Origin of the sequence: Sphingomonas sp. Leaf17 (assembly GCF_001421505.1) — a bacterium.
Classification (GTDB): domain Bacteria; phylum Pseudomonadota; class Alphaproteobacteria; order Sphingomonadales; family Sphingomonadaceae; genus Sphingomonas.
Window position 1 is genome coordinate 462,856 of record NZ_LMKL01000004.1, and the last position, 21,511, is coordinate 484,366.

22 protein-coding genes are annotated in these 21,511 nt (G+C 67.6%); 11 read left to right on the plus strand and 11 right to left on the minus strand.

What is annotated here, in order from left to right:
- The first annotated feature begins 9 nt into the window (after nucleotides 1-9).
- The 6 genes from ASE75_RS06425 to ASE75_RS06450 all read left to right on the plus strand — a co-directional run bounded on the left by ASE75_RS06425 (nucleotide 10) and on the right by ASE75_RS06450 (nucleotide 7,713).
- A complete protein-coding gene (locus ASE75_RS06425; RefSeq protein ID WP_055930651.1) occupies nucleotides 10-2,436 on the plus strand; it encodes a hybrid sensor histidine kinase/response regulator in 2,427 nt (808 codons plus the stop codon).
- Nucleotides 2,437-2,511: 75 nt separating this feature from the next.
- On the plus strand, nucleotides 2,512-2,862 hold the full coding sequence (locus tag ASE75_RS06430) for a response regulator (protein ID WP_055930654.1): 351 nt from the start codon (nucleotides 2,512-2,514) through the stop codon (nucleotides 2,860-2,862).
- A 61-nt stretch (nucleotides 2,863-2,923) separates the two neighbouring features.
- Entirely contained in the window at nucleotides 2,924-4,645 is a 1,722-nt protein-coding gene (ilvD, locus tag ASE75_RS06435; protein WP_055930657.1) for a dihydroxy-acid dehydratase, read from the plus strand.
- A 106-nt stretch (nucleotides 4,646-4,751) separates the two neighbouring features.
- Complete coding sequence (locus ASE75_RS06440) at nucleotides 4,752-5,129, plus strand: hypothetical protein (protein WP_156340238.1); 378 nt, start codon at nucleotides 4,752-4,754, stop codon at nucleotides 5,127-5,129.
- Nucleotides 5,126-6,523, plus strand: a complete 1,398-nt coding sequence (locus tag ASE75_RS06445; protein ID WP_055930662.1) for a bifunctional ADP-dependent NAD(P)H-hydrate dehydratase/NAD(P)H-hydrate epimerase — start codon at nucleotides 5,126-5,128, stop codon at nucleotides 6,521-6,523. The genes ASE75_RS06440 and ASE75_RS06445 overlap by 4 nt, the downstream gene beginning before the upstream one ends.
- The gene (locus ASE75_RS06450) at nucleotides 6,520-7,713 is read left to right on the plus strand and encodes a class I SAM-dependent RNA methyltransferase (protein WP_055930665.1); all 1,194 of its coding nucleotides are present in this window, start codon (nucleotides 6,520-6,522) and stop codon (nucleotides 7,711-7,713) included. The genes ASE75_RS06445 and ASE75_RS06450 overlap by 4 nt, the downstream gene beginning before the upstream one ends.
- Here the strand turns inward: ASE75_RS06450 and truA are convergent.
- Entirely contained in the window at nucleotides 7,698-8,444 is a 747-nt protein-coding gene (truA, locus tag ASE75_RS06455) for a tRNA pseudouridine(38-40) synthase TruA (protein WP_055930667.1), read from the minus strand. The two genes, ASE75_RS06450 and truA, sit on opposite strands and share 16 nt — an antisense overlap.
- Nucleotides 8,441-9,355, minus strand: coding sequence for a methionyl-tRNA formyltransferase (gene fmt, locus ASE75_RS06460; RefSeq protein ID WP_055930672.1), 915 nt, complete (start codon nucleotides 9,353-9,355; stop codon nucleotides 8,441-8,443). Before fmt ends, truA begins: the two co-directional genes overlap by 4 nt.
- 56 nt (nucleotides 9,356-9,411) lie before the next feature.
- Here fmt and recR point away from each other — a divergent pair, with 56 nt between their 5' ends.
- The 4 genes from recR to ASE75_RS06480 all read left to right on the plus strand — a co-directional run bounded on the left by recR (nucleotide 9,412) and on the right by ASE75_RS06480 (nucleotide 12,905).
- Complete coding sequence (recR, locus tag ASE75_RS06465; protein ID WP_055930675.1) at nucleotides 9,412-10,008, plus strand: recombination mediator RecR; 597 nt, start codon at nucleotides 9,412-9,414, stop codon at nucleotides 10,006-10,008.
- Between the two features lie 47 nt (nucleotides 10,009-10,055).
- Complete coding sequence (def, locus tag ASE75_RS06470; protein WP_055930677.1) at nucleotides 10,056-10,580, plus strand: peptide deformylase; 525 nt, start codon at nucleotides 10,056-10,058, stop codon at nucleotides 10,578-10,580.
- 213 nt (nucleotides 10,581-10,793) lie between these two features.
- Nucleotides 10,794-12,137, plus strand: a complete 1,344-nt coding sequence (gene rmuC / locus ASE75_RS06475; RefSeq protein ID WP_055930680.1) for a DNA recombination protein RmuC — start codon at nucleotides 10,794-10,796, stop codon at nucleotides 12,135-12,137.
- A 15-nt stretch (nucleotides 12,138-12,152) separates the two neighbouring features.
- Nucleotides 12,153-12,905, plus strand: coding sequence for an AAA family ATPase (locus ASE75_RS06480; RefSeq protein ID WP_055930684.1), 753 nt, complete (start codon nucleotides 12,153-12,155; stop codon nucleotides 12,903-12,905).
- A gap of 39 nt (nucleotides 12,906-12,944) precedes the next feature.
- On the opposite strand, the gene ASE75_RS06485 is transcribed toward ASE75_RS06480, so the two are convergent.
- From ASE75_RS06485 to ASE75_RS06515, 7 genes are read right to left on the minus strand one after another with little or no spacing between them, the layout of a single operon-like run.
- Nucleotides 12,945-13,745, minus strand: a complete 801-nt coding sequence (locus ASE75_RS06485; protein ID WP_055930687.1) for a TrmH family RNA methyltransferase — start codon at nucleotides 13,743-13,745, stop codon at nucleotides 12,945-12,947.
- Nucleotides 13,745-14,029, minus strand: a complete 285-nt coding sequence (locus tag ASE75_RS06490; RefSeq protein WP_055930690.1) for an HPr family phosphocarrier protein — start codon at nucleotides 14,027-14,029, stop codon at nucleotides 13,745-13,747. The genes ASE75_RS06485 and ASE75_RS06490 overlap by 1 nt, the downstream gene beginning before the upstream one ends.
- Nucleotides 14,026-14,433 (minus strand): PTS sugar transporter subunit IIA, encoded by a 408-nt coding sequence (locus ASE75_RS06495; RefSeq protein WP_055930693.1) that lies wholly within the window; start codon nucleotides 14,431-14,433, stop codon nucleotides 14,026-14,028. Before ASE75_RS06495 ends, ASE75_RS06490 begins: the two co-directional genes overlap by 4 nt.
- A 19-nt stretch (nucleotides 14,434-14,452) precedes the next feature.
- Nucleotides 14,453-15,382: an RNase adapter RapZ gene (gene rapZ / locus ASE75_RS06500; protein ID WP_055930696.1), complete on the minus strand. Its 930-nt coding sequence runs from the start codon at nucleotides 15,380-15,382 to the stop codon at nucleotides 14,453-14,455.
- Nucleotides 15,379-15,813: an HPr kinase/phosphorylase gene (locus ASE75_RS06505; RefSeq protein WP_055930699.1), complete on the minus strand. Its 435-nt coding sequence runs from the start codon at nucleotides 15,811-15,813 to the stop codon at nucleotides 15,379-15,381. Before ASE75_RS06505 ends, rapZ begins: the two co-directional genes overlap by 4 nt.
- A gap of 2 nt (nucleotides 15,814-15,815) precedes the next feature.
- Nucleotides 15,816-17,390 (minus strand): sensor histidine kinase, encoded by a 1,575-nt coding sequence (locus tag ASE75_RS06510; RefSeq protein ID WP_055930702.1) that lies wholly within the window; start codon nucleotides 17,388-17,390, stop codon nucleotides 15,816-15,818.
- On the minus strand, nucleotides 17,359-18,066 hold the full coding sequence (locus tag ASE75_RS06515; RefSeq protein WP_055930706.1) for a response regulator transcription factor: 708 nt from the start codon (nucleotides 18,064-18,066) through the stop codon (nucleotides 17,359-17,361). The genes ASE75_RS06510 and ASE75_RS06515 overlap by 32 nt, the downstream gene beginning before the upstream one ends.
- A 169-nt stretch (nucleotides 18,067-18,235) precedes the next feature.
- Between ASE75_RS06515 and ASE75_RS06520 the strand changes: the two genes are divergently transcribed.
- Nucleotides 18,236-19,849, plus strand: coding sequence for a phosphoenolpyruvate carboxykinase (locus ASE75_RS06520; protein WP_200922317.1), 1,614 nt, complete (start codon nucleotides 18,236-18,238; stop codon nucleotides 19,847-19,849).
- A gap of 36 nt (nucleotides 19,850-19,885) precedes the next feature.
- Here the strand turns inward: ASE75_RS06520 and ASE75_RS06525 are convergent, their stop codons facing one another.
- Together ASE75_RS06525 and ASE75_RS06530 are read right to left on the minus strand one after the other, a co-directional pair.
- Nucleotides 19,886-20,371 (minus strand): NfeD family protein, encoded by a 486-nt coding sequence (locus ASE75_RS06525; protein WP_055930710.1) that lies wholly within the window; start codon nucleotides 20,369-20,371, stop codon nucleotides 19,886-19,888.
- A complete protein-coding gene (locus ASE75_RS06530) occupies nucleotides 20,368-21,381 on the minus strand; it encodes an SPFH domain-containing protein (protein WP_055930713.1) in 1,014 nt (337 codons plus the stop codon). Before ASE75_RS06530 ends, ASE75_RS06525 begins: the two co-directional genes overlap by 4 nt.
- Between the last annotated feature and the right edge of the window lie 130 nt (nucleotides 21,382-21,511).

Consider the following 21,511-nt stretch of genomic DNA (forward strand, 5'->3'; position numbering starts at 1 on the left):
ACGCCCGTGATGGCAATTTTTTCACAATCCGCCTCGCGTCCGGGGGCATCGACGCCGGTCCGCACCGCCGCGATCATCGCGGTGACCAGCGGACTGGCGGCGATCCTGCCGATCCTGTGGCTGGTCGGCAGTCCCGTCATCGCCGCGGGGTTCATGGCGGCGGCGCTGATCGTGGTCGGCGCGGTCGCCGCCTGGCGGATGCTCGCGCCGTCGCCGGTCGAGCCGGCGCGTACCGTCGACTGGGATCTTGCGCGAAGTCTGGCCGAGGCGAGCGCGGTGGCGGTGGCGGTGACCGACCGCGCGGGCCGGCTGGTCTGTGCCAACGACGCCTATGAAGGGCTGTTCGCGGGCTTTCCGACCCCGCCCGGCCTGCCGATCGACGCGCCCGGCGTTGCCGCCCTGACCGACGCTGGCCGACAGGCATGGCGCGACGGGCAGGCGCGGATCGACCGGCTTGTATCCGCCGGTCGCCGGCTGGCGGTTACGGTGGTCCGGTCGGGCGATGCCGCCGACCTGCTGGTCTGGCGCTTCGCACTAGCCCGCGACGAGGATCTGAGCGACGACGTCGCCGCGCTGATCGCGGGGGATACCGGCAACCGGCTGGGGGCCAGCGGGATCATGGTCGCGCTGATCGCGCCCGATGGCCGGGTTCGCGCCGCCAACCGGGTATTGCGCGCCCGCGCGATCGGGCAGGACGACGGCATCCGGGGCAGCGCCGGCAACGGTGGCACGATCGAGGGCAGCGACTTCGCGCGGTTCCTCATCACCGACAGTCGCGGACTGGTCCGCTTCGAGCGCGAGGGGCTGGGCGGTCAGCCATTGCGCGTGTTGCAGGTGCCGTTCCTCGACGGCGAGGATGCGCCGGTCCTGATCGTGCTGCTCGACGACGAGGATGACGCGCCGGCGATCGGCGCCAGCGCGTCGGCGCATGTCCGCAGTCTCGTCAGCCTGATGCCGTTCGGCATGGCGCTGGTCGATCGCGACGGGCGCTTCCTGCAGATGAACGACGCTTTCCTGCGCGCGGCCGGCGTGGATGGTGCCGCGCCGCCGCTCTACCCCGGAGATCTGGTGGTACGCGAGGACAAGACCGCGGTTGCCGACGCGATCCGCCGTTTTGCCGGTGGCGCGACGCATTCGGCCGACATGGCGGTACGGCTGAAGGGGCATCCGGACGAACCGGTCGCCCTCACCATAGCCGGCGCGCGGGGCCTTGGCGATGCGTCCGTGCTGCTCAGCCTGAAGGACAACAGCGAGGAAAGCCGGCTGAAGCGCGAAGTGGCGCAGGCGACCAAGATGCAGGCGGTCGGCCAGCTCGCCGGCGGCGTCGCGCATGATTTCAACAACATCCTGACCGCGATCATCGGTCACTGCGACCTGATGCTGATGCGCCATTCGCCCGGCGACAGCGATTATGACGACATCCACCAGATCCGCACCAATTCCAACCGCGCCGCCGGCCTGACCCGCCAGCTGCTCGCCTTCAGCCGCCAGCAGACGCTCAGGCCGCAGATCCTGCAACTGCCCGACGTCGTGTCGGAAGTGTCGAACCTGCTGACCCGCCTGCTGGGTGAAACGGTGCGGCTGGACGTCAGCCACGGCCGCAACCTGGGGCCGATCCGCGCCGATCCGGGGCAGCTGGAGCAGGTGGTCGTCAATCTGGCGGTCAATGCGCGCGACGCGATGCTCGGCAAATATCCGCGCGGCGGCGGCACCGTCGCCATCCAGACCCGCTCCGTGACGGCAGCGGACGTGCGCCGCATGGCGTCGGACATCCTGCCGGTCGCCGATTACACTGCGCTGGAGATATCCGATACGGGGCACGGCATCCCGCCCGAAATCCTGCCCAAGATTTTCGAGCCGTTCTTCACCACCAAGGAGGTCGGCAAGGGCACCGGTCTTGGCCTGTCGACCGTCTATGGCATCGTCAAACAGTCCGGCGGCTATATCTTTGCCGATTCCAAGCCTGGCGAAGGCGCGCTGTTCAGTATCTATTTTCCGGTCCACGCCGCTGCCGCCGTCACGCGCGCGCCGACCATCCGCGCACCTGCACCCAAGCCGGTCGAACTGTGGGGATCGGGCACGATCCTGCTGGTCGAGGACGAGGACATGGTTCGCGCCGTCGCCGAACGCGCGCTGACGCGGCAGGGCTATACCGTGCTGACCGCCGAGAATGGCGAGGTCGCGCTGGAGGTGCTGGACCGGAGCGGGCGGCCCGACCTGCTGATCTCCGACGTGGTGATGCCGACGATGGACGGGCCGACGATGGTCCGTCACGCGCGCGAACGATACCCCGACCTGCCGATCATCTTCATGTCGGGTTATGCCGAGGAACAGTTGCGCAAGTCGATCGACCTCGAACATGTCGCCTTCCTGCCGAAACCCTTTTCGGTGCAGCAACTTGCCGAAGCGACTCGCGATGCGCTGACCGGGCGGTGACGTGCCGGCCGCAGCGTGCCGGTGCCGTTACGATAATGCTTGGCGGATCGCACGAACCCCGCCTATGTCTGGCCCATGTCGACGCCGAAAAATATCCTCATCGTCGAGGACGAGCCCCTTATCGCCATGATGCTTGAGGATTTTCTCGACATTCTCGACCGTTCGGTCGCCGGCGTCGCCGACAGCGTGGCGTCTGCCATGACCCTGCTCGACGCGGGCGGCATCGACGGCGCGATCCTCGACCTGAACCTGCGCGGTGGTGAGACGAGCGTGCCGATCGCGACCGCGCTGGCCGAGCGGAACATCCCCTTCGTCTTCGCGACGGGCGGCGGCTCCGACAGCGTCGACAAGGACTTCCGCGATCGACCCCGCCTGCAAAAGCCGTTCACGATGGATGGCGTCGAAAAGGCGTTGAACGCACTCTGAGCGGCGGCCTTTGACGTAATTGTCTTGCGCGAAACACCCGTTTCGCGACATAGGCGCGTCCATGACGCACCAATTCGACAAGTCCCGCCTGCCGAGCCGCCACGTCTCCGTCGGTCCCGAACGCGCACCGCATCGCAGCTATTATTATGCGATGGGCATATCCGAGGAGGATATCGCCAAGCCGTTCGTCGCGCTGGCCAGTGCGGGCAACAACTCCGCGCCGTGCAACACGACGCTCGACCATCAGGCCGACGCCGCGCAAGAAGGCGTGATCGCGGGTGGCGGGATGCCGCGCCGGTTCAACACCATAACCGTCACCGACGGCATCGCCATGGGCCATCAGGGGATGAAATCCTCGCTGGTCAGCCGCGAGGTCATTGCCGATTCGGTCGAGCTGTCGGTGCGCGGCCATTGCTATGACGCGCTGGTCGGCTTTGCGGGATGCGACAAGTCGCTGCCCGGCATGATGATGGCGATGCTGCGGCTGAACGTGCCGTCGATCTTCGTCTATGGCGGGTCGATCCTGCCCGGCCGGTTCCACGACAAGGACGTGACCGTCGTCGACGTGTTCGAGGCGGTGGGCCAGTTCGCCGCCGGCAACTGCCCGCTGAAGGACCTGACCGCGCTGGAAAAGGTCGCGTGCCCCGGCCACGGTGCCTGCGGTGGCCAGTTCACCGCCAACACCATGGCCTGCGTTGGCGAGGCGATCGGCCTGTCGTTGCCCAACAGCAACATGATGCCCGCGCCGTTCCGCGCGCGCGACGAAATCGCGATCGCGGCCGGCAAGCAGGTGATGGACCTGGTCGGCCGCAACCTGCGTCCGCGTGACATCTGTACCCGCGAAGCCTTTGAAAACGCGGCGCGCGTCGTCGCGGCGACCGGTGGGTCGACCAACGCCGGCCTGCACCTGCCGGCGATGGCGAACGAGGCGGGGATCGACTTCGACCTGTTCGACGTGGCCGAGATCTTCAAGACCACACCGTATATCGCCGACCTGAAGCCGGGCGGCCGCTATGTCGCCAAGGACATGTACGAGGCCGGCGGCGTCTACATGCTGATGAAGACGCTGATGGACGGCGGCTTCCTGCACGGAGACTGCATGACCGTGACGGGCAAGACGCTGGCCGAGAATATCGACGAGGTGACGTGGAATCCCGACCAGAAGGTGATCTATGACGTGAAGACGCCGATCACGCCGACCGGCGGCGTCGTCGGCCTGCGCGGCACCCTGGCCCCCGATGGCGCGATCGTGAAGGTCGCCGGCATGAAGCGGCTGGTGTTCGAGGGGCCGGCGCGGGTGTTCGACTGTGAGGAGGATACGTTCGTCGCAGTCGAGGCGCGCGACATCGCCGAAGGATCGGTGATCGTGATCCGCTATGAAGGGCCGAAGGGTGGCCCCGGCATGCGCGAGATGCTGTCGACCACCGCCGCATTGTACGGTCTGGGTCTGGGCGAGAAGGTGGCGCTGGTCACCGACGGGCGGTTCTCGGGCGGGACGCGCGGGTTCTGCATCGGCCATGTCGGGCCGGAGGCGGCCGATGGCGGACCGATCGCGCTGGTGAATGACGGCGACCTGATCCGCATCGACGCCGAAAACGGCACGATCGACCTGCTGGTCGCCGACGACGTGCTGGCCGAGCGCCGGGCGGCATGGCAGCCGCGCGTCAACGATTATCAGGCGGGCGCGCTGTGGCGCTACGCGCAGAATGTCGGGCCGGCGTGGCAGGGTGCGGTGACGCATCCGGGGGCCAAGGCCGAGCGGCACGTCTACGCGGACATCTGACCCGGGTTCCGCGTGGCACGTTTCGGGACGGATCGCCGGTGAAGACCGGCGCTGACGATGGCGCGCAACTGCGCTATCGTCAGCGGCCTGTTCCACGGAGATTGCCATGCGGCCCGCTACCCTGATGACCGCTGCGCTGATCCTTGCGCTGGGGGCCTGTTCATCGCCCGATACGACGAACGACACCGTGCCGGCCGAGGCCGTGCTGGCGGGCGACCCGGCACCCGAGACGCCGCCGGCCGAGCGGGTCGCCTGCGCGCGGGGTGACGTGCCGCTGACCGACGATTGCACGATCGAGCGCGGCACGGGCGGGATCATCACCATCCGCCATCCCGATGGCGCGTTCCGGCGGCTCGAGGCGGACGGCACCGCCGCCGATGGCGCGGAAACGGCGATCGTGACCGCGGTCGATGGCGCGCGCGACGTGACGGTCGGCGGCGATCGCTACCGGCTTCCTCAAGGGTCGGCCGAAGCGTCGCGATGATCCCGATCACCGGCCAACCGATCCTGACCGTCGCCGCCATGCACGCGGCGGAGGCGGCGTTGATCGCCCGCGAGGGCCTGTCGATCGACACGCTGATGACGCGGGCGGGCACGGCCATTGCCGGGAGCGTCCGGCGATTATCCGGCGGGTCGGAGGTGCTGATCCTGTGCGGTCCCGGTAACAATGGCGGCGATGGCTATGTGGCGGCCAGCATCCTCCGGTGCGCCGGTGTGTCCGTTCGGGTAGCCGCCAGCGGTCCGCCCACGGCCGAGGCCGCCATACGGGCGCGGGCGGGATGGGACGCGCCGGTCGCGCCGATGACCAGTGTGTCGCCCGCCCCGGTACTGGTCGATGCAGTGTTCGGTACCGGTCTTGCCCGCCCGGTCGAACCGGCCCTGTCCGGCGCGATCGGCGGATTGCTCGACCATGCGCCGTTGTCGATCGCGGTCGATGTGCCCAGCGGTATTGCCGGCGACACCGGCGCGCTGCTCGCCGGGCATCTGCGCGGGCGGGCCTTTACCCTGACGCTGGCGCTTGGCGCGGTGAAGCCGGCGCATGTGCTGGAACCGGCGACCGGCGTCTGCGGTACGATCCGCCTGCTCGATATCGGCATCGACGCGCGTGACGCGGACACCCGCGTCATTGCGCCGCCCAGCCTGCCAGCACCGACCGCGACCAGCCACAAATACAACCGCGGGATGGTCGCGATCGTCGTCGGGGATATGCCCGGTGCCGCACGGCTGGCAGCCGTGGCGGCGGCGCGCGCCGGTGCGGGCTATGTCGCGCTGTATGGCGATGCGGGGCGGGTCGGCCCCGATGCGCTGGTCCACCGCCCGCTGGATGACGATGCGTTGCGGGAGCCACGGATCGGCGCGATCCTGATCGGCCCCGGCCTCGGTCGAACCCGGGAGCAGGCCGACCTGCTGCGGCGATTGATCGCGGAGGACCGGCATCCGCTGGTCATCGACGGCGACGCGCTGCACCTGCTGGACCCTGCCAGGCTGACTGGCCGCCGCCATCCGGTGATCCTGACGCCGCACGCGGGCGAGTTCACCACGCTGTTCGGCGCGTCCGACGCCAGCCCGATGGCGCGCGCGCGGGACGCCGCCGGTGCGATCAACGCGACGATCGTGTTCAAGGGCGCGACGACCGTGATCGCCACGGATGCCCGGATGACGGTGTCGCCACGCGGTGACCCGTGGCTGTCGACGGCGGGCACCGGCGATGTGCTGGCCGGGGCGATCGCGGCGATGCTGGCCGCGCCCGGGGCCGATCCGCATGCGGCGGCCGCCGCCGGGGTGTGGCTGCACGCGGCGGCGGCGCGCGCGGCGGGACCGGCTTTCATCGCCGATGATCTTGCCGCCGCGCTGTCGGCTGCTAGGGGCAGCGCATGAACGAAATCATTCGCGTCGCCGCGCGCGGCGACGGCATCACCGCCGATGGCCGCCATGCCGCCTTTTCCGCCCCCGGCGACCTGCTGGCCGAGGACGGCACGCTGACTCACGGCCCGCATCACCAGGTGCCGCCCTGCCGGCACTTCCCGACCTGTGGCGGGTGCCAGCTCCAGCATCTCGACGACGAAAGCTATGCCGCGTTCGTGACCGACCGGGTGGCGTCGGCGCTGGACGGGCAGGGGCTGTCGGCACCCTTGCGCCCGCCGATCGTCTCGCCGCCGCGCACCCGCCGCCGCGCGACGCTGCATGCCGAATTCAAGGGCGGGCGCGTCCGGCTGGGGTTTGCCGAAGAAAAGTCGCACGCGATTGTCGACATCGCCGAATGTCACGTCCTGGCCCCGGCGTTGTTCGCGCTGGTGGCCCCCTTGCGGTCGTTGCTTCAGCAACTGGGGTTCAAGCGGCGCGCCGACGTCCACCTGACGCTGATCGACCAGGGAGTCGACCTGCTGATCGCCGGTTTTGCGCCCGAGGGGCTGAAGGCGGCGGAGGCGATCATCGCCTTTTGCGAACGGCACAAGGTCGCGCGCTTCTCGGTCGACGACGGCATGGGGCCGGAAACGCGGTGGGAGCCGGAACCCGTCACGATCACGCTTGGCGGGGTCGAGGTGCCGTTTCCGCCTGCCGCCTTCCTGCAGGCGACGGCCGAGGGCGAGGCTGCGCTGGTCGCCGGGGTGCTAGACGCGGTCGGCAATCCCGCTACGACGGCGGACATCTTCGCCGGCCTCGGAACCTTCGCGCTCGCACTGCCGGGCAAGGTCTATGCGGCGGAGGGCGCACGCGATGCGCTGTACGCGCTGAAGGCCGCCGCCAACCGGGTGCAACGCCCGGTGTTCCCCGAACATCGCGACCTGTACCGCCGGCCGCTGACGGTGGCCGAGCTGGACCGTTTCGACGCGGTGGTCATCGACCCGCCCCGCGCCGGGGCGCGTGACCAGATTCCGGCGCTGGCGGCGACCACAACGAGGGCGATCGCCTATGTCTCGTGCAACCCGGCCAGCTTCGCGCGTGATGCGAAGGATCTGTGCGAGGGCGGCTGGCGGATCGACTGGGTCCAGCCGGTCGGCCAGTTCCTGTGGTCGACGCATGTCGAGATGGTCGGCCGCTTCGTCCGCGATCAGCCGGCGGGGTAGTCCGCACCCACGAAATACAGCCCGTCGGGGGGGGCGTTCAGACCCAGCCGGTTCCGGTCGCGCGCCGCCAATGCCTCGGCCACGCCGGCGACCGGCCAGCGTCCCATGCCGACCAGCGCGAGACAGCCGACCATCGAGCGCACCTGATGATGCAGGAATGACCGGGCGGCGGCATGGATGACCAGCCGGTCGCCTGCCGCCATCACGTCCAGCCGGTCGAGCGTCCGCACCGGGCTGTCCGCCTGGCAGTGCGTCGAGCGGAAGGTGGTGAAGTCGTGCCGCCCGATCAGCGTCTGCGCCGCCGCCTGCATCGCGGCGGCGTCCAGCGGCTGTGGCACCTGCCACGCCAGCCCCGCCTCGTGCGTCAACGGCGCGCGGCGATTGACGATGCGATATTCGTAGCGACGGCCGACACAGGCGAAGCGCGCATGCCAATCGTCGGGCACGATTTCGCAGGCCGTCACCGCGACCGGGCTGGGCCGCATCAGGGCGTTCATCGCCTCCATCAGCCGAAACGGCGTCACCTCGCGCGCCACGTCGACATGCGCGCGCATCGCGATGCCGTGGACGCCGGCATCGGTTCGTCCGGCGGCATGGACCGCGACGGTCTCGCCGGTCATCTTCGCCACCGCCGCCTCCAGCGTCGCCTGGACGCTGGGGCCGTGCGCCTGCCGCTGCCAGCCCATGAATGGCCGGCCGTCATATTCCACCGTGAGCGCGAAGCGGGTCACAGCCGCGTGCCGGGCGGGATCGGAAAGCCGTTGAGCAGTTCCAGTCCGGCGGTGACACCGCGACCCGCGCGCTGGACAAGGATCGGGCGGATCGCGCCGGTTCCGCAGCGGATGGTCAGCAGATCGTCGATGACGGTGCCGGGCGTCGCATCGGGTATCTCCTGAGACACGATCTCCGCCGCCAGCACTTTCACCCGCTCGCCAGCCACCTCGAAGAACGCACCCGGCACCGGGTTGAACGCCCGCACCTGCCGCTCGATCGCGATGGCGTCTTGCGAGAAATCGAGTCGCGCCTCGGCCTTGTCGATCTTGGCGGCATAGGTTACGCCGCCCTCCGGCTGCGGCACCGCCGGATGCCCGGCCAGATCGCCCAGCACCCGCACCATCAGCGCCGCGCCCATCGCCGACAGTTCGGTGGTCAGGTCGCCCGCCGTCTTGCGCGCGATCGGCGTCCGCCCCTCAAGCCGCACCGGCCCGGTATCCAGCCCGGCCTCCATCTGCATGATGCCGACGCCCGTCTGCGTATCGCCCGCCAGGATCGCGCGTTGCACCGGTGCCGCCCCGCGCCAGCGCGGCAGCAGCGAGCCGTGAACGTTCAGGCAGCCATGGATCGGCGCGTCCAGCACGACTTGCGGCAGGATCAGGCCATAGGCCGCGACCACCGCGACATCCGCGCCAAGGTCGGCGAACTGGCCTTGCGCCTCCGCATTGCGCAACGATACCGGCGTCCGCACCGCGATTCCCAGCGCCTCCGCCCGCGCGTGGACGGGGGAGGGCACCACCACGCGGCCCCGCCGGCCGCCGGCGCGTGGTGGCTGGCTATAGGCCGCGACGACCTCATGCCCGGCGTCGACCAGCGCATCCAGCACCGGCACGGCAAACTCGGGCGTTCCCATGAATATGATCCGCATGGGGTACATCCTCAACCCGCTGGCGCGCGGCCATGCAACCCCCTATCTGTTCCGGCATGGCATCCCCCGAAATCGAGGCGCTGACCCAGGCGCTGGCGCGGCTACCCGGCCTTGGGCCACGGTCGGCTCGCCGCGCCGTGCTCCACCTTCTGAAAAAGCGGGAGGGCGCGCTGGAACCGTTGCTGGCGGCGTTGACCGCGGTCGAGGAGCGGCTGGAGACCTGTGGCATCTGCGGAAATGTCGATACGACGAACCCGTGCGGCATCTGTGCCGATCCCCGCCGCGACGCCCGGTCGCTGTGCGTGGTCGAGGAGGTGGCGGATCTGTGGGCGCTGGAACGTTCTCGCCTGTTTCCGGGTCGATTTCATGTGCTTGGCGGGCGGCTGTCGGCGCTGGAGGGGATCCGGCCGGAGGATCTGGCGATCGACGCGCTGGTCGCGCGGGTCGAAAAGGGCGGGATCGACGAGGTGGTGCTGGCGATGAACGCCACGCTGGAGGGGCAGACGACCGCGCATTACCTGGCCGACCGGATCGAAAAGTTTCCGGTGCGGGTCACCCAGCTGGCGCACGGCCTGCCGGTCGGCGGCGAGCTGGACTATCTGGACGAGGGCACGCTGGCGCAGGCGTTGCGCGCGCGGCGTCCGGTTTCCTGAGTCCTCGTCCGCTTGACGACAAAGCCCGGGGTTTCTAGCGAAGGGCGATGGCCGTTCTAGAAATCGTAGAGATCCCCGATGCGCGTCTGCGCGCCGTTTCCAAGCCCGTCGCGCAGGTGGACGATGCCGTTCGCCGGCTGATCGCCGACATGACCGATACGATGTACGACGCGCACGGGATCGGCCTGGCCGCGATCCAGGTCGGGGTCGAGCAGCGCGTCGTCGTGATCGACCTGCAGGCCGAGGAGGGTGAGGACGGCAAGCCGATCCGCAACCCGCAAGCCTATGTGAACCCAGAGATTCTGGACGTCAGCGACGAGCTGTCGACCTATAGCGAGGGATGCCTGTCGATCCCCGAGCAATATGCCGAGGTCGTTCGCCCGGCGCGCTGCCGCGTCCGCTGGCTCGACGAGAACGGGACGGCGCATGAGGAGGAACTGGACGGGTTGCTCGCGACCTGCATGCAGCATGAAATCGACCATCTGAACGGTGTGCTGTTCATCGACCATATTTCGCGACTGAAGCGCGACATGGTGGTCAAGAAGCTGAACAAGATGCGGAAAATGGGGTAATGCCGGCGTCCGATCGTTCGATCGTCGCCTGACGTCCTTCCCGTCAACTGCGCACAGGCGAGGATGACGGTTTGTGTTTTTCCGCTGTCCTACGCGCACCGTTCGTAATATGTTCCCGCATATGCACAGCCTGATCCCCCTTTCTGCACCGGTCCCGACGCGGACCGTCACGAACGTCAACTTCGTCAACTTCGCCGTCCTGGACGCACACGCATGACCGGTGAGATTGTCCTCGTCGGCCTGCTGGCGCTGGTCGTCGGTGCGCTGGTCGCGTGGCTGCTGGCGGGTCGTAAGGCGCAGGGTTTGAGCAGTGAGTTGGCGGTCGCGCGCACCAAACTCGCCGATGCCGACCTTGTCCGCACGGCGCGCGATGCCGTCGAACGCGAGCGAAACGACGCGATGCAGGAGGTCGCTCGTCTGCGCGCGCAGATCGACGAACGACAGGCGGCGCATCTGGCGACGCTGCAACAGCTGAACGAGGCGCGCGACGCGATGACCGCGCATTTCGGCGCGGCGGCGGCCAAGGCACTGGAAACCGCGCAGGCGCAGTTCCTCGAACGCGCTGATGCGCGGTTCCGCCAGTCGGAGGAAACGGCCGGACAGAATCTGAAGGCGATGCTCCAACCCGTCAGCGACCGGCTGACCCGCTACGAACAGGGCGTGGCCAAGGTCGAGGCCGAGCGGCGCGATGCGTTCGGCGACCTGAAAGGCCAGATCGAACAGATGCGGCTGGGCCAGGAAAAAGTGTCGACCGAGGCGGCCAAGCTGGTCAATTCGCTGCGCAATGCGCCAAAATCGCGCGGCCGCTGGGGCGAGCAGCAGTTGAAGAACGTGCTGGAAACGTGCGGCCTGTCCGAACACACCGATTTCGAAACCGAGGTGAGCATCGCCGGAGAGGACGGCAATCGCCTGCGCCCCGACGCGATCATCCGCGTGCCCGGCGGCAATTCGCTGGTGATCGACGCGAAGGTGTCGCTCAATGCCTATCAGGACGCGTTCGGCGCGGTCGACGATGCCGAACGGCTGATCGGGCTGGCGGCCCATGCCGCGTCGATGCGTGCCCACGTCAACGGGCTGGGCAACAAGGCGTATTGGAACCAGTTCGCCGATGCGCCTGATTACGTCATCATGTTCGTGCCGGGCGAGCACTTTCTGTCGGCCGCGCTGGAGCATGACCCGACCCTGTGGGACTTTGCGTTCGACAAGCGGGTGCTGCTGGCGACGCCGACCAACCTGATCGCGATCGCCCGCACCGTCGCGGCGGTCTGGCGACAGGAGAAACTCGCGACGCAGGCGCGCGAGATCGCGCTGCTCGGCAAGGAATTGTACGCGCGGCTGGCCGTGATGGGCGGGCATGTCGCCAAACTGGGCAAGAACCTCGACACCGCGATGGGGGCCTACAATGCGTTCGTCGGCAGTCTCGAATCACAGGTGCTGACCAGCGCCCGCCGGTTCGAGACGATGAACATCGACACCGGCACCAAGGCGATCGAACAGATGCCGACGGGCGAGCAGAGCGCCCGGACGCTCACCAAGTTGACGGCGGTGGCGGACTGACGACAGTAGGGTGCCATGGCGAAATACCGTACCACTACCCTGCCGCCGCCGTATCTGAAACGGGTTTGGCTCGATCCTGATCAGATCACCGACCCGGCCGCCTACCCTTGGTGCCTGCCGCTGTTCCGGTCGGGCGCGTTCGAGCTGACCTTCGAGAAACCGGTGACGATCATGGTCGGTGAAAACGGCGTCGGCAAATCGACGCTGATCGAGGGGATCGCCGCGCTTGCCGGCTTCGACGAGGCCGGCGGCGGTCCGGGCTATCGTGCGGTCGACCACAGCCGGGCACTGGAGGTCGGTGGTGCTACACTGGCGCAAGGGTTGAAGGCGGCGTGGCTGCCAAAGATTTCGCAGGGCTGGTTCTTTCGCGCAGAGAGTTTCTTTTCAGTCGCGCGCTACCTGGATGAGTCGGGCAGTCCATCGGCCGACTTCCTGTCACACTCCCACGGCGAGGGGTTCATGCGGTTCTTCGAGGAACGCTGCGACCGCCCTGGCATATACTTCTTCGACGAACCCGAATCGGCGCTGTCACCAAATCGCCAGTTCGATTTCCTGAAACTGCTCCGGCGGATGCAGGACGGTGGGCAGGCTCAGGTTATCTTGGCCACGCATTCCCCGATCCTGATGGCGCTGCCCGATGCGACGTTGCTGCGCATGGGCAAATACGGGCTGGAGCCGGTGGAGTTGGAGGATACCGACCATTTCCGCATCATCCGCGAGTTCGCGCTGGACCCGCATCATGTCGTAGCGGCGATGCTGGAGGAGTAGCGACGTGTTCCTGCGAACGCAGGAACACGGGTGGTGATATTACCCCCGTTGCCGCGCCAGCACCTCATACGCCATGACCGCAGTCGCCACCGCCGCGTTCAGGCTGTCGGCCTTGCCGAGCATCGGGATCTTGACCAGCAGGTCGCAGGCGGCGGCATAGTCCTCCGGCATGCCATGCGCCTCGTTACCGGTCAGCAGGAAGGTCGGGCCGGTATAGGTCGCGGCGCGGTAATCGGTGTCGGTATCAAGGCTGAGGCCGACCAGTTGCCCCGGACCGGCGCGCAGCCAGTCGACGAACGGTGTCCATTCGGTGCGGACGACGGGAATGGTGAACAGCGCACCCATGCTGGCACGGACCGCCTCGACCGAAAACGGATCGACGCATTCGCCGACCAGGATCAGCCCGCCGGCCCCGACCGCATCGCCGGTGCGCAGGATGGTGCCAAGATTGCCGGGATCGCGCAGCCGCTCGGCGACCAGCCAGATACCCGACGACGCCCGGTCCAGATCGGCCAGCGTCACCTCGAAATCGTCATAGATGCCGACGACCGCCTGCGGATTGTCCTTGCCGGACAGCTTGGACAGGATGTCAGCCGTGGTCTGGATCGACTCGCCACCCGCCGCCTCGACATCCATCGACAGCGCGTGGACCAGCGGGTGGTCGATGCTGGCGGCGGTGTAGAACAGGGTCTTGGGCAGGCGCCCGCTTTCCCGCGCTTCGGTCAGGATCCGCAGGCCCTCGGCGAGGAACTGGCGCGCGGCGCGGCGATGGCGCTTGTCGCGCAGGTCGCGGGCGTACTTTACCAGCGGGTTGGAAAAGGCGGTAATCTCGCGCGGCATCAGTCTTCGCCGAACTTGGCCTCGACCAGGGCGACCAGCGCCCCGACCGCGCTGTCGGCCCCGTCGCCGGTCGCGCTGATGGTGATATGGTCGCCCATCGCAGCACCCAGCATCATCAGGCCCATGATCGACGTGCCGGTGACAGTGTCGTCATGGGCATCCTGTCCCTTGGCGACGCGGACCTCTGTCGGCTGTTCGGAGGCCAGCGTCACGAACTTGGCACTGGCGCGGGCATGGAGGCCACGGCGATTGGTGACCTGCACGGTGCGGACGACCGCGCTCATGCCGCCGCCTCGCCAAGGATTTCGGAGGCTACCGAGATATATTTGCGGCCGGCTTCGCGCGCGGCGGCGACCGCGTCGACAACCTTCATCGCTTTGCGCGCCGATTCGAGGCGGATCAGCATGGGCAGGTTGATCCCGGCGATCACCTCGACCCGGCCGCGCTCCATAAGCGAGATGGCGAGGTTCGACGGGGTGCCGCCGAACAGGTCGGTCAGGACGATGACCCCGCGACCGACATCGACCGCGGCGATCGCGGCGGCGATGTCGCCGCGCCGGCCCTCCATATCGTCGTCAGGGCCGATGGCGATCGTCGCCACCCGCTCCTGCTTGCCGACGACATGCTCCATCGCGGTGACGAATTCGTCGGCGAGCCGACCATGCGTCACCAGAACCAAGCCGATCATGTGTGCGTGCGTCCTGTAATCATGATTGGACCGGCGACCCTTCCAGCACGTCCTGCGGTGCGGCCGCCAGGTCGCGATGGGAAATGGTGGGGGAAAATCCCGCGTCGCGCAACCGTCTGGCGACACGATCGGCGACATGGACCGACCGGTGTCTCCCGCCGGTACAACCAAAAGCGATCGTTACATAGGATTTGCCGTCGGCGCGGTAGCGCGGGATGAGCAGCAGCAGCAGATCCTCGATCCGCGATACCGCCGCTTCGTAGGCGGGGTCGGCGGCGACATAGGCGGCGACGGCCGGGTCCAGTCCGGTGCCCGGCTTCAGCACCGGATCCCAATGCGGGTTGCGCAGGAAGCGCATGTCGAAGACCAGATCGGCGTTCAGCGGCAGGCCGCGCGAAAATCCGAACGACTGCACCGACAGGGTCGGGCCGTCGCACAGGGTGGAAAAGGTCTGGCGGATGCTCTGCGCCAGCGCGTTGGCGTTCAGCGTGGTGGTATCGACCAGCCGGTTGGCGAAACGGCGCAAGGGTGCCAGCAACTCGCGTTCGCGGGCGATGCCGTCGCCGGCCGGGCGGTCCTGCGCCAGTGGATGACGCCGCCGGGTTTCGGAATACCGCCGCTCCAGCTCGGTGCCGGCGCAATCGAGGAACAGGATGTCGACCTCATGCCCGTGCTGCGCGCGCAGATCCTTGATCCGCGCGATGATCCGTTCGGGATTGAAATCCCGGGTGCGCGCGTCGATTCCGACCGCCAGCGGCTGCGTCCCGCGCTGCGCATGGTCGCCGGGCCCCTTTTCGGCCGGGGGGGCGGCGAGCAGCCGGTCGAGCAACGAGAGCGGCAGGTTGTCGACGACTTCCCACCCCAGATCCTCCAGCGTCTTAAGCGCAGTGGACTTGCCCGCACCGGACAGGCCGGTCACCAGCAGCAGGTCTCGGCTGGCGATGGTCATGCCGGCGAACGGCGCAGGAGCAGTTCGATCTTCAGTGGCGCAGATGCGGTCATTGCATCGACATAGTGATCGGCAACGCGAAGGCCAAGTATATCGTAGGCAGATGGCTCGGGCATCCGCACGACATCGGAACCAAGCGTGACGCGCGCGGCCACCGGGACAGGCCCGGCATGGGGCATCGTGACGATGCCGATCCCGCGTATCTCGATGAGGCCGGCGATGGTGGCGGGTGCGCTGGCGATCAGCTGGTCGCCGACGCGACGAACGATCGTCTGGTCGTCGCTGACCAGCACCGCGCCACGGTCGACCAGGCGGAGGGCGAGATCGGACTTGCCCGCCCCGGACGGACCGCACAGCAGCACCGCGCGGCCGTCGATCGCGACGGTGGTCGCGTGCAGCGTGCAGGAGGGGGACGATGCGGGAGTTTCCACGATTAGCCGGCAAGCGGCAGGCGGACGACGAAGCGAGCGCCCGCCAGCCGATCCTCCCGCGATTCCACGGTGATCCGGCCCTGATGCCCCTCGACGATGGTGCGGGCGATGGCGAGGCCAAGGCCGGAATGCTGGCCGAACGTCTCCCCGTGCGGGCGGATCGACTGGAAGCGGCGGAAAACGTCGTCGCGGGCCTCGACGGGCACCCCGGGGCCTTCATCCTCGACCTGCACCACCAGATCGTCGGACTCGCGCAGCGCGGCGATACTGATCAGCGCGGCGTCGGGGGAGAAGGAAATCGCATTGTCGATCAGGTTTTCGAACACGCGCTCCAGGCGCGATCCTTCGCCCATCGTGACGAGCGGCGTGGCATCGACATGGTCGAAGCGGATGCGGACGTCGCGTTCGACGCCGCGGGCAGCGCGCTGGTCGAGCAGGCCGACGATCATCGCGACGATGTCGACCGGCTCGAACTTGGCGCGGCTGAGCTGCGCGTCGAGGCGCGAGGCTTCGGAAATGTCGGTAATCAACCGGTCGAGCCGCAAGACGTCGTCGCGCACGATGGCCAGCAGCTGGTCGCGTAACGCCGGGTCGGTCACGCGGCCAAGCCCGTCGACGGCCGACCGCAGCGATGCCAGCGGATTCTTGATTTCGTGCGTGACGTCGGCGGCAAATGCCTCGGTCGCGTCGATCCGTGCGCGCAGGGCAAGGCTCATGTCGGACAGCGCGCGGGCGAGCATGCCCAGTTCGTCGCGGCGCGAGGGCAGGCGGGGCACCACCACCTCGCGGGCGCGGCCCAGCCGGACGCGGACCGCCGCGCGTGCCAGCCGCCTCAAGGGGCGGACGATCGTGCGGGCCAGGAACAGCGAGAGCAGTACCGACACCAGGGTCACGATCAGCAGCACGACGCCGAGGCGAAATCGCTCCACCCGGACGGTCTGGGTGATGTCGCGCGCGTTGTCGGTGGTCATCACCACGCCGCCGGCGGGCAGGGGCGCGGCGGCGGTGATGACCGGGGTACGGTCCGGCGCGCGCCACACGCTCGCCGATACCGTGCCGGCGGTATGTGCGCGGCGGACGTCGGGCCAGTCATGTCCGTTCGCGCGTTCACGGAACAGCGGTATGCGCGCGGCCCCGACAACGGTGTCGATGACCGCGTCCAAAAAGCGGGCGATGTCCTGCCCCACATCCTCTCGGTCGGGATCGACCAGCACGACGTTGCGAAGGCCAAGCTGGCGGGTGTCGACCGACACGGCGCCGCTGGCATCGTAGACACGGATGCGCGAGCGGGTGTCGCGGGCGAGGCGAAGGATCAGGGCATTTCGCAGCGCGGGGTCGACGGACGCGACCGCCTCGCCGATCAGGCGTACCTCGCGCTCGGCCTGACCGACCCGGCTATCGACGATCCGGCTGCGATAGGAATCAAGATAGAAGAATCCGCCAGCCAGCATCAGCAGCGCGATGATGTTGACCGCCAGGATCCGCCGGGTCAGCGAGATCTGCCCCGACCAGCGCAGGGTCAGGTCGCGGCCGTCCTCCGGCAGGTCAGTCGTCGGAGAAGCGATAACCCGCTCCATACAATGTCTCTATCGCGTCGAACTCGGGATCGACCTGGCGGAACTTGCGCCGCAACCGCTTAATATGGCTGTCGATCGTGCGGTCGTCGACATAGATATCGTCCTGATAGGCGGCATCCATCAGCTGGTTGCGCGTCTTCACGATGCCCGGACGCTGCGCCAGCGTTTCGAGGATCATGAACTCGGTCACGGTCAGCGTCACCGGCTCGCCGTTCCACTGCGTGCGGTGGCGGGCAGGATCCATGTTCAGCCGCCCGCGCACGATCGGGCCGATGCTTTCACCCTCGACCTCGGTGCCCGGCGACTGGGTGAGTTCGGTCCGGCGCAGGATCGCCCGGATCCGGGCGATGAGCAGGCGCTGCGAGAAGGGTTTGGCGATATAGTCGTCCGCCCCCATCGCGAGGCCCAGCGCCTCGTCGAGTTCGTCATCCTTGCTGGTCAGGAAAATGACGGGGATGCTGCTCTTTTCGCGCAGGCGGCGCAGCAGTTCCAGCCCGTCCATCCGCGGCATCTTGATATCAAAGATGGCCAGGTCGGGCGGGTTGTCGACCAGCGCCTTCAGCGCGGTTTCCCCGTCCGAATAGACCCGCGTCGAAAACCCTTCGGTCTGCAACGCGATCGACACCGACGTCAGGATGTTGCGGTCGTCGTCGACCAGGGCGATTGTCGCCGTCATTGGGGCAGCGCAGCCTTTCGTTGCTGGCCTTGTGCGGTACGGCAAAGTCGCCCGCTACTCAACTATCGCCTTTTGTCTGGTTTGAGGGCGGATCGAAGCGCGCTACGGCCGGGTCAGCGACTGCATACGTATGCACCACAAGGTGCAACGTACCGAAAAACAGGAGAGAATGACCGTGAACGAGCGTATTCCGACCGCCGGGCTGGACCGGCAGGGTATCGAGACCGGCGCGACGCTGCACTGGAACCTGGTGACCGCGCAACTGATCGAAGCGGCCGTTGCGCGCGGCGAGGGCAAGCTCAGCGCGGATGGCCCGCTGGTCGTCGCGACCGGCGCGCACACCGGACGGTCGGCGCAGGACAAGTTCATCGTGCGCGACGCGGAAACCGAATCGACGGTCTGGTGGGGCAAGTCCAACAAGGCAATGACGCCGGCGTACTTCGCCGCCCTGAAAGCCGATTTCCTCACCGCGCTTGGCGACCGCCCCGAACTGTTCGTGCAGGACCTGTTCGGCGGATCGCAGCCCGAGCACCGCGTCCGGGTTCGCGTCGTCACCGAACTGGCGTGGCACAACCTGTTCATCCGCACGATGCTGGTGCGGCCGCGGCAGGATGAGTTGAAGGGGTTCGACCCCGAATACACGATCATCGACCTGCCGAGCTTCCGCGCCGATCCGGCGCGTCACGGCTGCCGCAGCGAGACGGTGATCGCGGTCAATTTCACCGACAGGCTGATCCTGATCGGCGGCACGCAATATGCCGGCGAGATGAAGAAGTCGGTCTTCGGCCTGCTGAACTACCTCTTGCCGCCGTCGGGCGTGATGCCGATGCACTGTTCGGCCAATATGGGTCCGAATGGTGACACGGCGGTGTTCTTCGGCCTGTCCGGCACCGGCAAGACGACGCTGTCGGCCGATGCCAGCCGGACGCTGATCGGCGACGACGAACATGGCTGGTCCGACACCGCGGTCTTCAATTTCGAGGGCGGCTGTTACGCCAAGATGATCCGCCTGTCGGCCGACGCCGAGCCGGAGATCTTCGCCACGACCAAGCGATTCGGCACGGTGCTGGAAAACGTGGTGATGGACGACGCCACGCGCCAGCTCGACCTGGAGGACAACAGCCTGGCGGAAAACAGCCGGGGTGCCTATCCGATCGACTTCATTCCCAATGCGTCGGCGGACAATATGGGACCGGTGCCGCGCAACATCGTCATGCTGACGGCGGATGCCTATGGCGTCCTGCCGCCGATCGCGAAGCTGACGCCGGACCAGGCGATGTACCATTTCCTGTCGGGCTATACCGCGCGCGTCGCCGGCACCGAGATCGGCGTGACCGAGCCGGACGCGACCTTCTCAACGTGTTTCGGCGCGCCGTTCATGCCGCGCCACCCGTCGGTCTACGGCAATCTGCTGAAGGAACGGATCGCCAAGGGCGGGGTCGATTGCTGGCTGGTCAATACGGGCTGGACTGGGGGCAAGTACGGCGTCGGCAACCGGATGCCGATCAAGGCGACGCGCGCGCTGCTGAACGCGGCGCTGGACGGCAGCCTGAACGATGCGACGTTCCGCACCGATCCCAATTTCGGTTTTCAGGTGCCGGTTGCGGTGCCGGGTGTCGACAGCGCCATCCTGGACCCGCGCAGCACCTGGTCCGACACCGAAGCCTATGACGCGACGGCGGCCAAACTGGTCGATCTGTTCGTCGAGAACTTCGCGCAGTTCGAGACGCATGTCGACGAGGGTGTTCGCGAGGCGGCACCCCGCACGCGGCAGCTGGCCTGACAGGACCGGGTCATGGCGGGGTAGCGCGCTATCCCGTCATGACCCGTCACATTCCGTCCGCGCGACATCCGGCAGCGCCGGTCCGACCACCACGATGCCGTTGTCGATGTCGAGGATCCGCACCCGGTCACCGATGGCGGCTGGCGTCCCTCGCGCGGGCCAGCCGCCGTCGTCGACACGCACGCGCCCACCATGCGCGGTAACGGTTTCATCCACCGTGACCACGCGCCCGATCAGGCGCGCGGAGCGATCGTTCAGCAGCGCGTCGCTGGTTTCCACGGGATAATCGACATACCAGCGCCGGCCGATCAGCACGGCGACCGCGCTCCAGACCGCGAACGACAGGATCTGTGCCGCGACTGGCAGGTCGGGCAGGGCGAAGGTCGCGATGCCGGTAATGGCGGCGGCGATCGCCAGGAATACCAGAAACGTCCCCGGCGCGGCCAGTTCGGCAATACCAAGCAGCAAGGCCGCAATCAGCCACGCGGTCCCGGCGCTGATGACGAAGCCGTCCAGGGTCATTGCTGTTGCTGGCCCTGCTCGAACGGTCCCTTGCTAACCGTGGGGACCACGGGTGCGGACCCCGACGACCCCGACCCCGACCCCGACCCCGACCCCGACCCCGAACCCGACAGCGCGTCGCGCGCCAGTTCGCCGATGCCGCCAAGCGTGCCCATCAGCTGTGTCGCCTCGACCGGGAACAGGATGGTCTTGGCGTTGGGGCTGGTCGCGAACTTCCCGATCGCCTCGACATATTTCTGGGCGATGAAATAGTTGATCGCCTGCGTGTTGCCACCCTGGATCGCTTCCGACACGGCGCGCGTCGCGCTGGCCTCGGCGAGCGCAGCACGTTCGCGGGCCTCGGCGTCGCGGAAGGCGGATTCCTTGCGGCCTTCGGCTTCGAGAATGCGCGCCTGCTTCTGCCCCTCGGCACGCAGGATCTCCGACGCGCGTGTGCCCTCGGCGTCGAGGATGTTGGCACGTTTCTCGCGCTCGGCCTTCATCTGACGGCCCATGGCGTTGACGATATCGGCGGGCGGGCGGATGTCCTTGATCTCGACACGGGTGATCTTGACGCCCCAGGGCGTGGTCGCGTGGTCAACGACGCTGAGCAACCGGGCGTTGATCTCGTCGCGCTTGGACAGCGTTTCATCGAGGTCCATCGACCCCATGACGGTGCGCAGGTTCGTGGTCGTCAGCTGCATCAGCGCCATGTGCATGTCCGACACCTCATACGCCGCCTTCGCCGAATCGAGCACCTGGAAGAACACGACCCCGTCGGTCGAGATCATCGCATTGTCCTTGGTGATGATTTCCTGACCCGGAATGTCGATCACCTGCTCCATCATGTTCACGCGACGGCCGACACGGTAGAAGAAGGCGGGGTAGAAATTGAAGCCGGGCTTGGCGACGGTCGTGAACCGGCCGAAATGCTCGATGGTATAATGATATCCCTGACGGACGATCTTGATGCTGGTCATCAGGTAGACGAGTACGATCGCGAGGATCAGTGCGGCGACGATCAGGCCCATCGAAACATTCCTCCACCAACTGTCTGATGATGGTAGCACAGCGCCACCCGCACAACAGGGAAATCCGATCGGGGCCTAGCCGTGGACGCCGGCTTTGGTTACATGGCCCGCCACTTCCACCCCGCGCGAG

Coding starts and splice junctions, on each gene's coding strand:
- ASE75_RS06425 (WP_055930651.1), top strand. CDS start 10: ATGGCAATTTTTTCACAATCCGCCTCGCGTCCGGGGGCATCGACGCCG.
- ASE75_RS06430 (WP_055930654.1), top strand. CDS start 2,512: ATGTCGACGCCGAAAAATATCCTCATCGTCGAGGACGAGCCCCTTATC.
- ASE75_RS06440 (WP_156340238.1), top strand. CDS start 4,752: ATGCGGCCCGCTACCCTGATGACCGCTGCGCTGATCCTTGCGCTGGGG.
- ASE75_RS06525 (WP_055930710.1), bottom strand. CDS start 20,371: ATGACCCTGGACGGCTTCGTCATCAGCGCCGGGACCGCGTGGCTGATT.
- ASE75_RS06485 (WP_055930687.1), bottom strand. CDS start 13,745: ATGCCGCGCGAGATTACCGCCTTTTCCAACCCGCTGGTAAAGTACGCC.
- ASE75_RS06520 (WP_200922317.1), top strand. CDS start 18,236: ATGACCGTGAACGAGCGTATTCCGACCGCCGGGCTGGACCGGCAGGGT.
- ASE75_RS06495 (WP_055930693.1), bottom strand. CDS start 14,433: ATGATCGGCTTGGTTCTGGTGACGCATGGTCGGCTCGCCGACGAATTC.
- def (WP_055930677.1), top strand. CDS start 10,056: ATGGCCGTTCTAGAAATCGTAGAGATCCCCGATGCGCGTCTGCGCGCC.
- ASE75_RS06515 (WP_055930706.1), bottom strand. CDS start 18,066: ATGACGGCGACAATCGCCCTGGTCGACGACGACCGCAACATCCTGACG.
- ASE75_RS06510 (WP_055930702.1), bottom strand. CDS start 17,390: ATGGAGCGGGTTATCGCTTCTCCGACGACTGACCTGCCGGAGGACGGC.
- ASE75_RS06445 (WP_055930662.1), top strand. CDS start 5,126: ATGATCCCGATCACCGGCCAACCGATCCTGACCGTCGCCGCCATGCAC.
- fmt (WP_055930672.1), bottom strand. CDS start 9,355: ATGCGGATCATATTCATGGGAACGCCCGAGTTTGCCGTGCCGGTGCTG.
- ASE75_RS06450 (WP_055930665.1), top strand. CDS start 6,520: ATGAACGAAATCATTCGCGTCGCCGCGCGCGGCGACGGCATCACCGCC.
- ASE75_RS06530 (WP_055930713.1), bottom strand. CDS start 21,381: ATGGGCCTGATCGTCGCCGCACTGATCCTCGCGATCGTACTCGTCTAC.
- ilvD (WP_055930657.1), top strand. CDS start 2,924: ATGACGCACCAATTCGACAAGTCCCGCCTGCCGAGCCGCCACGTCTCC.
- rmuC (WP_055930680.1), top strand. CDS start 10,794: ATGACCGGTGAGATTGTCCTCGTCGGCCTGCTGGCGCTGGTCGTCGGT.
- ASE75_RS06490 (WP_055930690.1), bottom strand. CDS start 14,029: ATGAGCGCGGTCGTCCGCACCGTGCAGGTCACCAATCGCCGTGGCCTC.
- ASE75_RS06480 (WP_055930684.1), top strand. CDS start 12,153: ATGGCGAAATACCGTACCACTACCCTGCCGCCGCCGTATCTGAAACGG.
- rapZ (WP_055930696.1), bottom strand. CDS start 15,382: ATGACCATCGCCAGCCGAGACCTGCTGCTGGTGACCGGCCTGTCCGGT.
- recR (WP_055930675.1), top strand. CDS start 9,412: ATGGCATCCCCCGAAATCGAGGCGCTGACCCAGGCGCTGGCGCGGCTA.